General features: G+C 52.7%; 15 protein-coding genes and 1 tRNA gene. 11 read left to right on the forward strand and 5 right to left on the reverse strand.

Annotation, left to right across the window (positions count from 1 at the left end; genetic code table 11):
- A partial coding sequence (locus AB7E14_RS08635; protein ID WP_428169464.1) for a hypothetical protein occupies window positions 1-184 on the forward strand: 184 nt, incomplete at its 5' end.
- Between the two features lie 95 nt (window positions 185-279).
- Window positions 280-891 carry a DUF1062 domain-containing protein gene (locus AB7E14_RS08640; protein WP_316962452.1) on the forward strand — a complete coding sequence of 204 codons (612 nt, stop codon included), beginning with the start codon at window positions 280-282 and terminating at the stop codon, window positions 889-891.
- Between the two features lie 116 nt (window positions 892-1,007).
- Here the strand turns inward: AB7E14_RS08640 and AB7E14_RS08645 are convergent, their stop codons facing one another.
- Complete coding sequence (locus tag AB7E14_RS08645) at window positions 1,008-1,886, reverse strand: nucleoside deaminase (RefSeq protein WP_316962453.1); 879 nt, start codon at window positions 1,884-1,886, stop codon at window positions 1,008-1,010.
- 462 nt (window positions 1,887-2,348) lie between these two features.
- On the opposite strand from AB7E14_RS08645, the gene AB7E14_RS08650 reads away from it, so the two are divergent.
- Together AB7E14_RS08650 and preA are read left to right on the forward strand one after the other, a co-directional pair.
- Complete coding sequence (locus AB7E14_RS08650) at window positions 2,349-3,590, forward strand: NAD(P)-dependent oxidoreductase (RefSeq protein WP_316962454.1); 1,242 nt, start codon at window positions 2,349-2,351, stop codon at window positions 3,588-3,590.
- Window positions 3,584-4,819 carry an NAD-dependent dihydropyrimidine dehydrogenase subunit PreA gene (gene preA, locus AB7E14_RS08655; RefSeq protein WP_316962455.1) on the forward strand — a complete coding sequence of 412 codons (1,236 nt, stop codon included), beginning with the start codon at window positions 3,584-3,586 and terminating at the stop codon, window positions 4,817-4,819. The genes AB7E14_RS08650 and preA overlap by 7 nt, the downstream gene beginning before the upstream one ends.
- A 37-nt stretch (window positions 4,820-4,856) precedes the next feature.
- Here preA and AB7E14_RS08660 read toward each other — a convergent pair.
- Window positions 4,857-4,931: transfer RNA gene (locus AB7E14_RS08660), tRNA-Arg, on the reverse strand.
- A 75-nt stretch (window positions 4,932-5,006) separates the two neighbouring features.
- The gene (locus AB7E14_RS08665; protein ID WP_428169467.1) at window positions 5,007-5,948 is read right to left on the reverse strand and encodes a formate/nitrite transporter family protein; all 942 of its coding nucleotides are present in this window, start codon (window positions 5,946-5,948) and stop codon (window positions 5,007-5,009) included.
- 291 nt (window positions 5,949-6,239) lie between these two features.
- On the opposite strand from AB7E14_RS08665, the gene mlaA reads away from it, so the two are divergent.
- Complete coding sequence (gene mlaA / locus AB7E14_RS08670) at window positions 6,240-6,995, forward strand: phospholipid-binding lipoprotein MlaA (protein WP_044327351.1); 756 nt, start codon at window positions 6,240-6,242, stop codon at window positions 6,993-6,995.
- Window positions 6,996-7,056: 61 nt separating this feature from the next.
- On the opposite strand, the gene fadL is transcribed toward mlaA, so the two are convergent.
- Window positions 7,057-8,397: a long-chain fatty acid transporter FadL gene (fadL, locus tag AB7E14_RS08675; protein ID WP_316962456.1), complete on the reverse strand. Its 1,341-nt coding sequence runs from the start codon at window positions 8,395-8,397 to the stop codon at window positions 7,057-7,059.
- 373 nt (window positions 8,398-8,770) lie between these two features.
- On the opposite strand from fadL, the gene AB7E14_RS08680 reads away from it, so the two are divergent.
- From AB7E14_RS08680 to sixA, 4 genes are all read left to right on the forward strand, one after another.
- Window positions 8,771-9,055, forward strand: a complete 285-nt coding sequence (locus tag AB7E14_RS08680) for a YfcZ/YiiS family protein (protein WP_042317736.1) — start codon at window positions 8,771-8,773, stop codon at window positions 9,053-9,055.
- A gap of 180 nt (window positions 9,056-9,235) precedes the next feature.
- The gene (gene fadI / locus AB7E14_RS08685; protein WP_316962457.1) at window positions 9,236-10,546 is read left to right on the forward strand and encodes an acetyl-CoA C-acyltransferase FadI; all 1,311 of its coding nucleotides are present in this window, start codon (window positions 9,236-9,238) and stop codon (window positions 10,544-10,546) included.
- Window positions 10,546-12,705 (forward strand): fatty acid oxidation complex subunit alpha FadJ, encoded by a 2,160-nt coding sequence (gene fadJ / locus AB7E14_RS08690; protein ID WP_428169465.1) that lies wholly within the window; start codon window positions 10,546-10,548, stop codon window positions 12,703-12,705. The genes fadI and fadJ overlap by 1 nt, the downstream gene beginning before the upstream one ends.
- 192 nt (window positions 12,706-12,897) lie before the next feature.
- Window positions 12,898-13,383, forward strand: coding sequence for a phosphohistidine phosphatase SixA (gene sixA / locus AB7E14_RS08695; protein WP_130098109.1), 486 nt, complete (start codon window positions 12,898-12,900; stop codon window positions 13,381-13,383).
- Window positions 13,384-13,598: 215 nt separating this feature from the next.
- Here sixA and smrB read toward each other — a convergent pair whose 3' ends face one another.
- Window positions 13,599-14,150, reverse strand: coding sequence for an endonuclease SmrB (gene smrB, locus AB7E14_RS08700; RefSeq protein WP_044327348.1), 552 nt, complete (start codon window positions 14,148-14,150; stop codon window positions 13,599-13,601).
- Window positions 14,151-14,318: 168 nt separating this feature from the next.
- Between smrB and prmB the strand changes: the two genes are divergently transcribed.
- Complete coding sequence (gene prmB, locus AB7E14_RS08705) at window positions 14,319-15,251, forward strand: 50S ribosomal protein L3 N(5)-glutamine methyltransferase (protein ID WP_316962459.1); 933 nt, start codon at window positions 14,319-14,321, stop codon at window positions 15,249-15,251.
- Between the two features lie 26 nt (window positions 15,252-15,277).
- A partial coding sequence (aroC, locus tag AB7E14_RS08710; protein WP_428169466.1) for a chorismate synthase occupies window positions 15,278-15,951 on the forward strand: 674 nt, incomplete at its 3' end.

The following is a 15,951-nucleotide window of genomic DNA, read 5'->3' on the forward strand; positions in this document are numbered from 1 at the left end:
TATCCTGTGGTTGATGAATGAATATACGGTTATTTTTCGAGAAGAATCCGATGCCAGATCAAATAACCCTGATAGTTGTGTCACAAATATTGATTTGATTTATGTATTGAGAGGCAAGGGGTCTGTTAGTCTTGCTGGCCTATCGATAACTCAAGGGATTGTTGTGCTGGAAATCTTTTCTTAACCAACTGAAAAATATCTTCAAATATTTTTCGCATAGCAAAATTCATGGTTCGTCCAGGACGAATCCGTTTTTGTATGGGTTAAAAAAGGGTCAACATGCACGTCACATGGACTGTCAGTCCCGTGGGATATCAGCGCATTGCGAAGCGCTGTCCTGCCTGCAATATCAAACGCGATTTCATCCCTTCCGGGGCTTTCAGAATGAATTCACAAAAGAAACTGCTGGATGTCTGGAGCATCTATAAGTGTCTTCATTGCGATTATACCTGGAATATCAATCTGTTCTCTCGACTCCCTGTCAGCCGTATTGACCGCGATCTTTTTGCGCGGATCGTTGGCAATGACGCAAGCGCGATCCTGCTTTTCGCTCACGATCGCCAGGTTTTGAAGCGAAATAATGCTGAGCTTTCCGGTAGCCCGGAGTTTGCTGTTCGCGAACAGTGGCGGATGACGCTTGCCCGGCATCAACAGGTGAAGGTCACTATCCGCTTAACGACCGCCTTTCAGGTCAGTCTGTTGTCGGTGATGAAAAAGCAGTTACGACTCAGTACGGGGGAGGTCGCGCGACGGATTGCAGAAGGGAAGATTCGCGGCATTACGCTGCGTGAGCTAAAAAATCGCAAAATTCATGAGACGACGCATGAGTTTTGGATGAGTCACGACGCGTTCTACGCAACCCGAAAAATACACATCGGAGTGAAACGCTAAACCAGACGACGCCCGCCAGTATAGCGGGCGTCACCGTCCAACGAGTCAATCCTGCGAGGGATATCGCGTTTCCGTGATGAGGTCTTTTTATTTTACGGACAATTTCTCCTGAAATATCAATCTTCAAGTGAGATAAATTCTTCGCAAAAAGGCGTATAGGGACGCAGATTCGCGTAATTCCGCGAGAAGCGAAGTCTGCGGTCAATATTTTTGACCAGCCTGTTTGTGGAATCTTCATTCAGGAGTTTACACACGTGCCGTGTATCCAGACGTAATATTTTGCACGCCTCCAGCGTTGGACAGAAATTCATGGAATGGAACGTGATCTGTTTTTCACTTCTCGCCACCACAGGCATTTCATCAACTGTGGTGTGAAATCGACTTACCAGCAAGCGATGGGCCGCTTCTAACAGATTGCTGTGTTCAGCACGCAGTATCGCGCTATTCTCACAGAACCAGGCCGTTCGACGCGCAATGGAATCGGCATTCAGCGCCCTAAGATCGTCATCGGTCGCCGAACGTAGTCTATTGATTTCATTTCGAACATCCGCGCGATAAAGAGTTGCGCATTCTCGCTGAAGAATACCTTTATGTACGGTAATATCCATTCCTGCTTTATCAAACGCTTCGGTACAGAGGAATAAAATCCGCCGCCGCCCCTGGGCCAGCGCATCCTGAATAGAGTATCCAAAGGCTATCTCTTTGATACCTGACCACGCAATGGCGAAGGCACACATCGGACAAGGTTCACTGGTTGAGAGAAGAAGACAACCGGATAAATCTTTGCCGATCTTTTTCCCGGCGAGTTTAATGGCATTAATTTCCGCGTGCGATGTCGGGTCTGATTCTGTTTCCTCACCATCATGCGCAAAGGCAATGATTTCCCCATCCTTGATGATGACTGCGCCAAAACCTTTATTCCCTTCACGCAGACTTTCTTCTGCTTCACGAATGGCGTGGCGCATATAGGATTCAAGTTGAATAATATCATCCATAAGTTATTTATTCCGTGGCATATTTTTATGAATTATTACACCGCCGTTATTCCGCTGGCAAGGAACAATAACAGAATTTACTGCTGCACAAAAAAGCGTTATTTACGTAAGGATTGGTGACTCATTATTTATTTGAAAAGAGATTTCTGCATAAACGCGCCGATCCCCTGTGCGATGCCGCCGAATAAAAACAGCAGCATTCCCGGAACGACTGACGCCGTGCCAAACGGCTGCGCGTTTTTTCGCAACCGTCTTTTTTTGCATAACACAATTAATGCGTTCTTATTACAAAAATAGTTTCTATTCGCATCTTATCTATTCCTGCGGTCGCTGCAATTCCATACTTTTTATCTGGTTATCTGTGAATGCTTTCACAACATCCATTCAGTCATAAGCCTAGCCTCATAAGTAGCTATTTGTACTCAGTTTGCCTTACGTAAACTTATTATTAAGGAATGGCATATGTCGCAACGAGACTACCTTGATGAACTGATTCCTGGCTTCACGCCCTTGTTGGCTATCAAAGAAGCTTCCCGCTGTTTGCTGTGTCACGACGCACCGTGCAGCCGATCCTGTCCGGCGGAAACAGACCCGGGGAAATTTATCCGCTCTGTTTATTTCCGTAACTTTAAGGGCGCGGCCGAAACCATTAGAGAAAATAACGCGCTTGGCGCCGTCTGCGCCCGGGTATGTCCCACGGAAAAACTCTGCCAGCACGGCTGTTCCCGTTCCGGAATTGATAAACCTATCGATATTGCCCGTTTGCAACGGTTTGTCACCGACTTTGAACGACAAACGCAGATGCAGATTTATCAGCCAGGCCGTAAAGATAAGGGCAACGTCGCCATCGTGGGGGCGGGCCCAGCCGGGTTGCAGGCCAGTGTCACGTTGTGCAATCTGGGCTATGACGTCACTGTGTTCGAAAAATCGGCTCAACCCGGCGGTTGGTTGCGCCACGGCATTCCTGAATTCCGTCTGCCGCAATCGGTGCTGGACGCTGAAATTGCGCGTATTACGGAAATGGGGGTGACAATCCGCTGTGGCTGCGAGATTGGCAACACCGTCACGCTGGAGGCGCTCAAAGCTGAATATCGCGCTGTCCTGCTGACGGTCGGCCTGTCAAAAGGCATGTCGCTGCCGTTGTTTAATGACGCGGGGACGGCAGAAATCGCCGTCGACTTTTTAAAACGCGCGCGTGGCAAGGCGGGTGGCATATCCGTGCCGCAAAGCGCGCTGGTGATTGGCGGCGGCGATGTCGCCATGGACGTGGCCAGTACGCTCAAAATTCTCGGCTGTGAATCGGTTACCTGCGTGGCGCGTGAAGAGCTTGCGGAGTTCCCGGCCAGTGAAAAAGAGTTCACCACCACCCAGGCGCTGGGCGTCTCTATCATTGATGGCTTTACGCCAACGGCAGTTGACGGAAATAAGGTCACCTTCAGGCACGTGCGCCTGCCTGGCGAGCTATCTCTGACCGCAGAAAAAATTATCCTCGCCGTCGGTCAGCATGCCGGGCTGGAAGCCTTCTCCGGCATTCAGGTACAACGCAATACCGTAGACACTCGACATTACCAGACTGCAGTTCCGGGACTGTTCGCCGCTGGCGATATCGTCCAGGGAGATAAAACCGTGGTGTATGCCGTTAAAACCGGGAAAGAAGCCGCTCAAGCCATTCATCACTATTTAGAGGAGGCGTCATCATGCTAACCAAAGATCTCTCTATTACCTTCTGCGGCGTGAAGTTTCCCAATCCGTTCTGCCTCTCTTCTTCCCCGGTCGGCAATTGCTATGAGATGTGCGCTAAAGCCTACGATAGCGGCTGGGGCGGCATCGTTTTTAAAACCATCGGTTTCTTTATCGCCAACGAAGTTTCTCCCCGCTTCGACCATCTGATTAAAGAAGACACCGGGTTTATTGGCTTTAAAAACATGGAGCAGATTGCTGAGCACCCGCTGGCGGAAAATCTTGCGGCGATTTGTCGGCTCAAACAAGATTACCCGGATAAGGTGCTGATCGCCTCGATCATGGGGGAAAATGAGCAGCAGTGGCAGGATCTGGCGCGTCTGGTCGAAGAGGCTGGCGCGGATATGATTGAATGCAACTTCTCCTGCCCGCAGATGACCTCTCACGCCATGGGGAGCGATGTGGGGCAAAGTCCTGAACTGGTGGAGAAATATTGCCAGGCGGTGAAACGCGGATCTTCTCTGCCGATGCTCGCTAAAATGACGCCCAATATCGGCGATATGTGCGAGGTTGCGCTGGCGGCGAAACGCGGTGGCGCCGATGGTATTGCCGCCATCAACACCGTCAAGTCAATTACCAATATTGACCTCAATCGTAAATTGGGTCTGCCAGTCGTCAACGGCAAATCCAGTATTTCGGGCTATTCAGGTAAAGCGGTGAAACCGATTGCCCTGCGCTTCATTCAGCAGCTACGCACCCATCCTGAGCTGAAAGATTTTCCGATTAGCGGTATCGGTGGAATTGAAACCTGGGAAGATGCTGCCGAGTTCTTGCTGCTGGGCGCCGCAACGCTTCAGGTGACAACCGGCATCATGCAGTACGGTTATCGCATTGTTGAAGATATGATCAGTGGCTTGTCGCACTATCTTAACGATCAGGGTTTCGACTCGCTGGATGAGATGGTGGGGCTGGCAAATGCCAATATCATTCCGGCAGAAGATCTCGACCGCAGTTATATCGTTTACCCGCATATTAATCAGGAAAAATGCGTCGGCTGCGGTCGTTGCTACATTTCTTGCTTCGACGGTGGTCATCAGGCGATGGAGTGGAACGAACAGACGCGGACCCCGCACTGCAATATCGAAAAATGCGTCGGCTGCCTGCTGTGCGGCCATGTTTGCCCGGTCGCGTGTATCAGCCTCGGAGAGGTAGTATTCAAACCCGGCGAAAAAGCGCATTCGGTCACCCTTTAACGCCCGGACGTTTTCCGGCTCACCACGGTGGGCCGGATGGTGTCCCCTGCAGGAATCGAACCTGCAACTAGCCCTTAGGAGGGGCTCGTTATATCCATTTAACTAAGGGGACGAGGCGGCACGAGTATACCGGTTTTTGTTTGCCCCGGTAAGAGAGTGACCGCCTGACTGTTCAAACCGTCGCCATTCAGGACTGATTTTCCTCCTTTTTCTGCGCATTGTCTCTTTTTTGTGCCGCGATTCTGGCTTCTTCTTTGCGGGCGTTGCTCATATCGTTGCGGATCTGCGCGTGGCTCATCAGGGCAAAGATAAAGGTGCCGCCGCAAATGTTTCCGGCAAGTGTGGGTAAGGCAAACGGCCAGAGGAAGTCGCTCCAGTGCAGCGTGCTGTTAAATACCAGATAGAGAATTTCGACAGACCCGACGACGATGTGGGTGGTATCGCCCAACGCAATCAGCCACGTCATCAGGATGATCACCACAATTTTCGCTGCACCCGCCGCCGGGAACATCCAGACCATGGTGGCAATCAGCCAGCCGGAAATAATGGCATTGGCAAACATCTCCGTAGGGGAATTTTTCATCACGTCCATGCCGATCTTCACGAACGCATCGCGGGTCTCTTCGTTGAAAATGGGCATGTATTCAAAGGCCCACGCCGCGACGCCGGTGCCCAGCACGTTCCCCAGCAGTACGATGCCCCACAGTCGCATCAACAGGCCCGCGTTACTGAGCGTCGGATTCTGCATGACGGGCAGCACGGCGGTGACGGTGTTTTCAGTGAACAACTGCTGGCGAGCCATGATGACGATGATAAAGCCAAAGGTATAGCCGAGATTCTCCAGCAAGAAACTGCCGGGTACCCCCTCCAGTTCAACGTGGAAGATCCCTTTTGCCAGCAGCGAAGCCCCCATCGAAAGCCCGGCGGCGATGGCAGACCACAGCAATGCCATCGCGTCCCGTTCCAGCTCTTTCTCCCCGTCCTGACGAATATGCTCATGAATCGCCATCGCCCGCGAGGGGAGGCGATCCTCATCCAGTTCTATCTTCTTCCCATTCTGTTTTTCTTCACTTTCGACGGCAAGCTCGTCGCTATGTTTATCTATTTTGTCGTTTTCATGATCGACCATCATTCGTCTCCGGTATAAGCACTGACACGTTAAAGCGTAGCGGTTTTTAGCCTGCCCCCTGTCAGGACATGTTCTGAAAACGCAAAAATGGTAACGTTTGTTTTTCTTCATCCCGCTAAAATAGAAGCGCGACGATTCTGGTGTGACCAGGCTATGATCAAATCAACAAGTTCGGTGATATAGACATCGTTTGACGTACTGTTACAATCGCTCACACCTTTACAGGCGGATACGATAGCGTTCCGTCATGGATGGCAATCAGCGATAGCCATAATTAACAGGGAGACATTTATGAAGCTTCGCCTGTCGGCGCTTGCGCTGGGAACCACACTGCTGGTGGGGTGTGCGAGTTCCGGCACAGAACAGCAGGGGCGTTCAGACCCGTTTGAAGGGTTCAACCGCACCATGTACAACTTCAACTTTAATGTGTTGGATCCGTATATCGTTCGACCGGTGGCCGTCGCCTGGCGTGATTATGTTCCGCAGCCTGCCCGTAATGGTCTGAGCAACTTCACCGGTAACCTGGAAGAGCCGGCGGTGATGGTGAACTATTTCCTGCAGGGCGATCCGTATCAGGGGATGGTGCATTTCACCCGTTTCTTCCTCAACACGATCCTGGGGATGGGGGGCTTTATTGACGTCGCCGGTATGGCGAACCCGAAACTGCAGCGTGTTGAACCGCATCGCTTCGGCAGCACTTTAGGTCATTATGGCGTAGGTTACGGTCCTTACGTGCAGTTACCGTTCTATGGTAGCTGGACGATCCGTGATGATGGCGGCGATATGGCGGATACGTTATATCCGGTGCTCTCCTGGCTGACCTGGCCGATGTCTATTGGTAAATGGACGATTGAAGGGATTGAAACCCGCGCGCAGTTGCTGGATTCCGATGGTCTGCTGCGTCAGTCTTCCGATCCCTATATTATGGTTCGTGAAGCTTACTTCCAGCGTCATGATTTTATCGCTAATGGCGGCAAGCTCAAGCCTCAGGAAAACCCGAACGCGCAGGCGATTCAGGATGAACTCAAAGAGATCGATTCCGAGTAAGCCAGATTGAGCAAATAAAAAGGTGAGCTAAAAAGCTCACCTTTTTTACATCTGCAAGAAATCAGAATGCGTAGTTGAAGTTGGTACCGAACAGCCAGGCTTTACCTTCAGACTCGAACTGGTACGGACCTTCGTTAATCTTAACGCTCTGACCGTGCATATAAGAGACACCAACGTCCACAGACGCATCTTTATTGAAGGCGTAGGTGGTACCGGCGCTCAGCCAGAAGCGGTCCTGATCCGGAATCGAGATAGAGCGGTTTTGTGATGGAACCGGGCTATCATCGAAGGCGATACCGGTACGGAACGTCCAGTTATCATCGTAGTAGTAGGTGGTACCCAGTGCGATGCGGTAAGCGTCTTTAAAGCCTTCATGTTTCTGGAACAGCGTATCACCACTGGTGGATTTCGCTTTCAGCTCCTGGAACTGACTCCAGCTGGTATAGGCCAGGCTGTAGTGGATAGCCCACTGCGGCGCTACGCGGTTATAACCGGACACTTCCCACATTTCTGGCAGGTTAAGCGTCAGGTAACCTGACTGAGTGGCGCCGCCGGTAGCGGTCGGGATACCCAGGTTGTAGTTGTTGATCGCCGGAGGCAGATCGCTGCTGTAATTACCTTTAAAGTCAATTTTGACTTCAGAACGGTAGGTCAACGCGTAGCGGTTGTTTTTATCCAGTTCATACAGGATCCCGGCGTTCCAGCCGAAGCCCCATTGGTTACCATTCAGATGAGCAATTTTGGTATCGCTTGGGATGCCATTTGCGGTGGCAGCCAGTTGCTGACCCTGCGGCGTTTGTCCGGCAGGAGAGTTCATCACCTGACCGGCGACCAGTTGACCCAGGTCACCGGCGAAGCGTTCGATTTTCGCACGCGCATAAACGGCGTTCAGACCAAGACCGAAGCTCCAGGCATCGTCTAAGCGATAGGCGCCGCTTAAGTTGAGGTTCATGGTTTCGAGGTCGGTGGTACCGCCAACAGAACCGCCTGCGTAGGTATCGTTGAACTCTGTTGCCAGACCGTAGTTAGAGGTAATTGATGCCCCCCAACCGAACTGATCGTTAATTGGCGCAACAAAGTGTGCGTTTGGCACCCATGCCGTTGGCGCGATGTTATCGGCATCAAGGCTACGACCAGACGGTGAGCGTCCGCTGATGTTGACGTCCGGATCGATATAGACCGCACCCGCAGAGAACGTCGGGCGTTCGAACATTGTGATCAGCGCTGGGTTACGGCTGACGTTACCTGCATCGTCTGCGATAGCGCCTTCACCCGAATAGGCCCGGCCGAGGCCAGAGGAAGAAAATTCGTTTAACTGAAAGCCTGCAGACCAGGCCTGGGTGGAGATAATTGCCACTGCGACTGCGAGAGCAGACTTTGTTAACAGGGTTTTCTGGCTCATGACCATAACCTCAATTGATTTATTTTTATACAAACTATGTTACATGGTGTAACAGGAGCGCGAAGTGTAGGGTCTGTGGTACAACATAGAAATCAGACCAGTGGCGTGAGTATAGGTCTGACCAGCTGAAATGTTGCAAGTATGTTTATAACTTTTTTCAATTGTGATCTTAAAAACGCGATCCAGCTGGCAAAATTGACGGTTTGCGCACTCACCCTTTTAGGTGAAATTTGTTTTAGATCATTTTTAATTGTGATTTCGGTCACTTATCGCATTTCGCACAATTAACAACTGGAGAGGTGAATGTGGGGGGCGTAAAATATCCCCATCGTTTATCTGGCACCCTGGGTGCGAAATACAGAGGAAATCTACAATGAGTAAATGCAGTGCTGATGAAACCCCGGTTTGCTGCTGTATGGATGTTGGTACCATCATGGACAACTCCGATTGCACCGCATCATACAGCCGCGTGTTCGCTAACCGCGCAGAAGCTGAAGAGACGCTGGCGGCGCTGACCGAAAAAGCCCGTAGCGTGGAATCTGAACCGTGCAAAATCACCTCGACCTTCACCGAAGAGTCTGACGGCGTGCGTCTGGATATCGATTTTGTCTTCGCCTGCGAAGCCGAAACCCTGATTTTCCAGCTGGGTCTGCGTTAATCCCGCCTCGTTGTTTCTGATGCCCCGGTGAGTTTTCCCCGGGGCATTTTCGTTTCAGGCAGTGATTATTCACTGTGTCGTAGCTCTCACTTTCTTTGCGCTCCGCTTGGCTAAATGTAAAAAATTGGTTAAGACTATGATCAGGTCAGACCACTTATTTATTTTTTACAGGGGAGTGTTATGAGTCAGGCATTACCGCTGGTCACCCGTCAGGGCGATCGCATCGCCATCGTGAGCGGATTACGTACGCCTTTTGCCCGTCAGGCGACCGCATATCATGGCATTCCCGCCGTCGATCTCGGCAAAATGGTGGTTGGCGAACTGCTTGCACGCAGTGAAATCCCTGCTGATGTGATTGAACAACTGGTTTTTGGCCAGGTGGTACAGATGCCGGAAGCGCCGAACATCGCGCGTGAAATTGTGCTCGGGACCGGGATGAATGTGCATACCGATGCCTACAGCGTTAGTCGTGCCTGTGCGACCAGTTTTCAGGCAGTCGCTAACGTCGCAGAAAGCCTGATGGCCGGCACCATTCGTGCGGGTATCGCCGGTGGGGCTGATTCATCTTCGGTGCTGCCCATTGGCGTCAGCAAAAAACTGGCGCGGGTGCTGGTCGATGTCAACAAAGCCCGCACGATGGGGCAGCGTCTGAAACTCTTTTCCCGTCTGCGCTTGCGCGATCTGATGCCCGTCCCGCCTGCTGTGGCGGAATACTCAACCGGCCTGCGAATGGGCGATACCGCCGAGCAGATGGCGAAAACCTACGGGATTACCCGTGAACAACAGGATGCCCTGGCGCATCGTTCTCACCAGCGGGCCGCCCTGGCGTGGGCAGAAGGCAAGCTCGCCGATGAAGTAATGATCACTTACACGCCGCCTTTTAAAGAGCCCCTGTCTGAAGATAACAATATTCGCGGCAACTCCACGCTGGCAGATTACGCCAGACTGCGTCCGGCATTTGACCGCAAACATGGCAGCGTTACGGCGGCAAACAGCACTCCGCTGACCGATGGCGCGGCGGCAGTCATCCTGATGACGGAATCTCGAGCGAAAGAGTTGGGGCTGGTTCCGCTCGGCTATCTGCGCAGCTACGCGTTTACCGCGATCGATGTCTGGCAGGATATGCTGCTGGGTCCGGCCTGGTCTACGCCGCTGGCGCTGGAACGTGCGGGCATCACAATGGCCGATCTGACGCTTTTCGATATGCACGAAGCCTTTGCCGCGCAGACGCTTGCCAATCTCCAGTTACTTGGCAGTGAGCGTTTTGCCCGCGAGGTGCTCGGTCGAAGCCATGCCACTGGCGAAGTGGATGACAGCAAATTTAACGTACTTGGCGGTTCAATTGCCTTTGGACATCCATTTGCCGCGACGGGCGCGAGGATGATCACGCAAACGCTGCACGAATTACGTCGTCGTGGTGGCGGCTTTGGCCTGGTCACCGCCTGCGCAGCGGGTGGGCTGGGTGCGGCAATGGTTCTGGAGGCGGAATAATGGAAATGACATCGGCTTTTACGCTTAACGTGCGTCTGGACAACGTCGCGGTCATCTCTGTTGATGTCCCCGGAGAAAAGATGAATACCCTCAAGGCGGAGTTTGCCTCGCAGGTACGCATCATTCTTAAACAGATTCGCGAGAACAAGGCGATTCGCGGCGTCGTCATTATTTCTGCAAAAGCGGACAATTTTATTGCCGGGGCGGATATCAATATGATTGGCCGCTGCAAAAGCGCCCATGAAGCAGAAACGCTGGCGCGACAGGGGCAGCAACTGATGGCCGAGATTAACGCGCTGCCGATCCCGGTGGTGGCCGCCATTCACGGCGCTTGCCTGGGTGGCGGACTTGAACTGGCGCTGGCCTGTCATACTCGCGTTTGCACGGACGATGCAAAAACCGTACTCGGTTTACCGGAAGTGCAACTCGGGCTGCTGCCGGGGTCGGGCGGTACCCAACGGCTACCCCGACGGGTGGGTGTTAGTACGGCGCTGGATATGATCCTCACTGGTAAGCAACTTCGCGCGAAGCAGGCGCTGAAAGCGGGGCTGGTGGATGAGGTAGTCCCGCAGACGATCCTGCTGGATGCTGCCGTGGAATGGGCGAAAAAAGATCGTCCCGTTCACCGCGCTTTACCGGTTCGTGAACGTATTCTGGCGGGCCCGCTCGGACGGGCGTTGCTGTTCCGCATGGTTAGCAAGAAAACAGAACAGAAAACCCAGGGAAATTACCCGGCGACAGAACGTATTTTACAGGTGATTGAAAACGGACTGGCACAGGGGAGTAGCAGCGGCTATGACGCGGAGGCGCGCGCGTTTGGCGAGTTGGCGATGACGCCGCAATCGCAGGCGTTACGCAATATCTTTTTTGCCAGTACGGACGTGAAAAAGGATCCGGGCAGCGAGGTGCCGCCAGGGCCGCTTAACAGCGTCGGCGTTTTAGGTGGTGGACTGATGGGAGGCGGTATTGCGTACGTCACAGCCTGTAAAGGTGGCTTACCAGTTCGCATCAAAGACATTAATACCAAAGGAATCAATCACGCGCTGAAATACAGCTGGGATCAGCTTGAAACGAAGGTACGTCGTCGGCATATCAAAGCCAGTGAACGTGACAAACAGCTGGCGCTAATATCGGGTTCGATCGACTATCGCGGCTTTTCCCATCGCGACCTGGTGATTGAAGCGGTATTTGAAGATCTGTCGTTAAAACAACAGATGGTGGCGGAAGTTGAGCAGAATTGCGCATCCCACACCATTTTTGCCTCCAACACGTCATCTTTACCGATTAGCGATATTGCGGCCAAAGCGGCCAGGCCTGAGCAGGTGATTGGTCTGCACTTCTTTAGCCCGGTAGAAAAAATGCCGCTGGTGGAGGTGATTCCGCATGCTATGACGTCGGGGCAAACCATCGCCACTACGGTTAAGCTGGCGAAAAAACAGGGCAAAACGCCAATTGTGGTGCGTGATAAGGCTGGGTTCTACGTAAACCGCATTCTTGCGCCGTATATCAATGAAGCGATTCGCCTGCTGACCGAAGGTGAGCGTGTCGAGCAGATCGACAGCGCACTGGTAAAGTTTGGTTTTCCGGTTGGGCCAATCCAACTTTTGGATGAAGTCGGAATCGACACAGGCACTAAAATTATACCGATACTGGAAGCCGCTTATGGCGAGCGTTTTAGCGCCCCTGCAAATGTTGTTTCATCAATTTTGAATGACGATCGCAAAGGTAGAAAAAATGGTCGGGGTTTCTATCTTTATGGGGCGAAAGGGCGTAAAAGCAAAAAACAGGTCGACCCTACAATTTATACGCTTATAGGCGCTCAGGGGCAGAGCCGGCTCTCCGCTTCGCAGATTGCGGAACGCTGCGTCATGTTAATGCTCAATGAGGCGGCACGCTGCTTCGATGAGCAGGTGATCCGTAGCGCGCGCGATGGTGACATTGGCGCGGTGTTTGGTATTGGTTTTCCTCCGTTTCTCGGTGGCCCGTTCCGTTATATGGATTCTCTCGGGGCGGGTGAAGTGGTTGCGGTATTGCAACGTCTGGCTTCGCTGTATGGTCCGCGGTTCACGCCGTGCGATACGTTGTTACAGATGGCGGAGCGGGGTGAAAGTTTCTGGAAAGCAGATGCAACTGACCTGAAAGAACAAGGTCAAATGTAAGGTATATCCGCACTGAATGGCTGTGAGTTGGTTAAATTGTAAACACAGATTGACTATACTTACGCCATTGAGGTAAAACACAGCGTTTCATTCAGTGAACGGATAAGGCACAATGCCGGCCACTGCATTACAGCAACCCTGAGGGGTTTTGGCTGGGGTGCGTGTGATTCTGGTTAACAAAAGCGGTGCAATATGCAAGTTTTTATCATGCGTCACGGCGACGCGGCCCTCGATGCCGCCAGTGATTCGGTTCGTCCCTTAACCCCCTGCGGTTGTGACGAATCACGCCTTATGGCGAACTGGCTGAAAGGTCAAAAAGTGGATATCGAACGTGTTCTGGTGAGCCCGTTCCTGCGAGCCGAACAAACGTTGGATGTGGTAGGGGGATGCATGAACCTGCCTGGCGACGTGGATGTTTTGCCGGAGTTGACTCCCTGCGGCGATGTCGGTCTGGTCAGCGCCTATTTGCAGGCTCTGGCCAATGAAGGCGTAGCCACCGCGCTGGTAATCTCACACCTTCCGTTAGTGGGTTACCTGGTGTCCGAGCTGTGTCCTGGCGAAACGCCGCCGATGTTTACCACCTCCGCGATTGCCAGTGTGACGCTGGATGAAAGCGGAAAAGGGGTGTTCAACTGGCAGATGAGCCCGTGCAACCTCAAAATGGCGAAAGCGATTTAACCGCTGTATTTTCTGTAAAGAGCCGCTGATGCGGCTCTTCAGACTGCTGACAAAGAAGAAAAAACGTGGTTTTTCTTCTTTGTGGTTATCAGCCGAAAATCAATAAATTGATTTTCCTGGTTTTTTAATGAGGTGCTCTCTGCTTGTCGGGGGACCGGAATCATGTTTGTCACTACGCTAAAGAGCCGCTGATGCGGCTCTTGTTGTTTCTGTGCTCAGGGCAGTTCCGGCGGCGCCCACTCTTCCACTTCGATTAACACCAGCAGCGCGGCATCGCCGCCGTACTCTTTCGGTGCCTGATGGAAGGCCATGACGTGCGGATGCTGCGCCAGCCACAGCGGCGTCTGTTGTTTCAGCACATGTTTGCCGTGACCGTGCATCACGCAGGCGCAAAACACATGTTCCCGGCGGCAGGCGGCAATCAGCGCGCCCAGTTCCTGCTTTGCCTGAAGCTGTGTCAGACCGTGTAAATCGAGAAACAGCTCCGGAGAGTAATCGCCACGGCGCATTTTCTTCAGCTCGAAATGGCTCACGTCAGGACGGACATATTTGATCGGGCCTTCCGTATTCAGCAGCGGCTGAAACTCATCAGAGAAATAATGGCTGGCATCGGCCTGCTCCGAAAGCAGCCGCTTAACCGGCACCTCGGTGATCTTTTTACGCAGCGGGCGATGAACAATAGTGTCCTGTTTAATCTGACGGGTGCCGGTCATCAGCTGCCGGAACAGCGCCTGGTCCTCCTCGCTCAGCGATGTTTTCTTTTTCATTCTGCGATCTCATCTTTTTTTATTGTCCGTTAGTTTACCCGACTCGATGCGGATGCGAATGCTCAAAACGCAATTTTCACCCGCAACCCCTGCGTGATTGCTGATTTATCGCCGTCTTCATGGCAAACTAGCCGCCGAAATTAATGCGAGCATGCCCTGGAGGAACAGGTGGATAAAATTTTCGTTGATGAAGCAGTGAGTGATCTGCATACCATTCAGGACATGTTGCGCTGGGCGGTCAGCCGTTTTAGCGCGGCGAACATCTGGTACGGTCACGGTACCGATAACCCGTGGGATGAAGCCGTGCAACTGGTGTTGCCATCGCTGTATCTGCCGCTGGATATTCCAGAAGATATGCGTACCGCGCGCCTGACCTCCAGCGAACGCCACCGTATTGTTGAGCGCGTAATCCGCCGTGTGAACGAACGTATTCCGGTGGCCTATCTGACCAACAAAGCCTGGTTCTGCGGCCATGAGTTTTATGTTGATGAGCGCGTGCTGGTGCCGCGTTCTCCAATTGGTGAGTTGATCAACAACCGCTTTGCGGGGCTGGTCAGGGAGTCGCCTCAGCTTATCCTTGATATGTGTACCGGTAGCGGCTGTATTGCGATTGCCTGCGCCTATGCCTTCCCGGAAGCGGAAGTGGATGCGGTAGATATCTCGGCTGACGCGCTGGCCGTGACCGAACACAACATTGAAGAGCACGGTCTGATCCATAATGTCACGCCGATTCGTTCCGATCTGTTCCGTGACCTGCCGAAAGTCCAGTACGATCTGATCGTAACCAACCCGCCGTACGTTGATGCGGAAGATATGTCCGATCTGCCTAATGAATATCGTCATGAGCCGGAGCTGGGTCTGGCGTCCGGCACTGACGGCCTGAAACTCACTCGCCGCATTCTGGGCAACGCGCCGGATTACCTGTCTGATAACGGCATTCTGATTTGTGAAGTCGGTAACAGCATGGTACATCTGATGGAACAATATCCGGATGTGCCGTTCACCTGGCTGGAATTTGACAATGGCGGCGATGGCGTCTTTATGCTGACCAAAGCCGAGTTGATTGCTGCCCGCGAGCACTTCAGCCTCTATAAAGATTAAACCACAACGACAACAACGAGACCGCAATGGCAGGAAATACAATTGGACAACTCTTTCGTGTAACCACCTTCGGCGAATCGCACGGGCTGGCGCTCGGTTGTATCGTCGACGGTGTGCCGCCAGGCATTCCGCTGACAGAAGCTGACCTGCAGCACGATCTCGACAGACGTCGCCCTGGCACGTCGCGTTACACGACGCAGCGTCGCGAACCGGATCAGGTGAAAATCCTCTCCGGCGTGTTTGAAGGCGTAACGACGGGGACCAGCATAGGTCTGCTGATTGAAAACACCGATCAGCGCTCGCAGGACTACAGCGCTATTAAGGACGTGTTTCGTCCGGGACACGCAGACTACACTTACGAACAGAAATATGGCCTGCGCGATTATCGTGGCGGCGGGCGTTCTTCCGCGCGAGAAACCGCGATGCGCGTGGCGGCAGGTGCCATTGCTAAAAAATATCTCGCTGAAAAATTTGGCGTAACCATTCAGGGCTGTTTGACCCAGATGGGCGACATTCCGCTGGCAATTAAAGACTGGTCGCAGGTCGAGCAAAACCCGTTCTTCTGTCCTGACCCTGATAAAATTGAAGCGCTGGACGAGCTGATGCGCGCGCTGAAAAAAGAGGGCGATTCCATTGGAGCGAAAGTAACCGTGGTCGCCAGCGGTGTGCCGGCAGGCCTGGGTGAACCCGTCTTTGACCG

Source organism: Citrobacter sp., assembly GCF_050252275.1.
Lineage (GTDB): Bacteria > Pseudomonadota > Gammaproteobacteria > Enterobacterales > Enterobacteriaceae > Citrobacter_A > Citrobacter_A amalonaticus.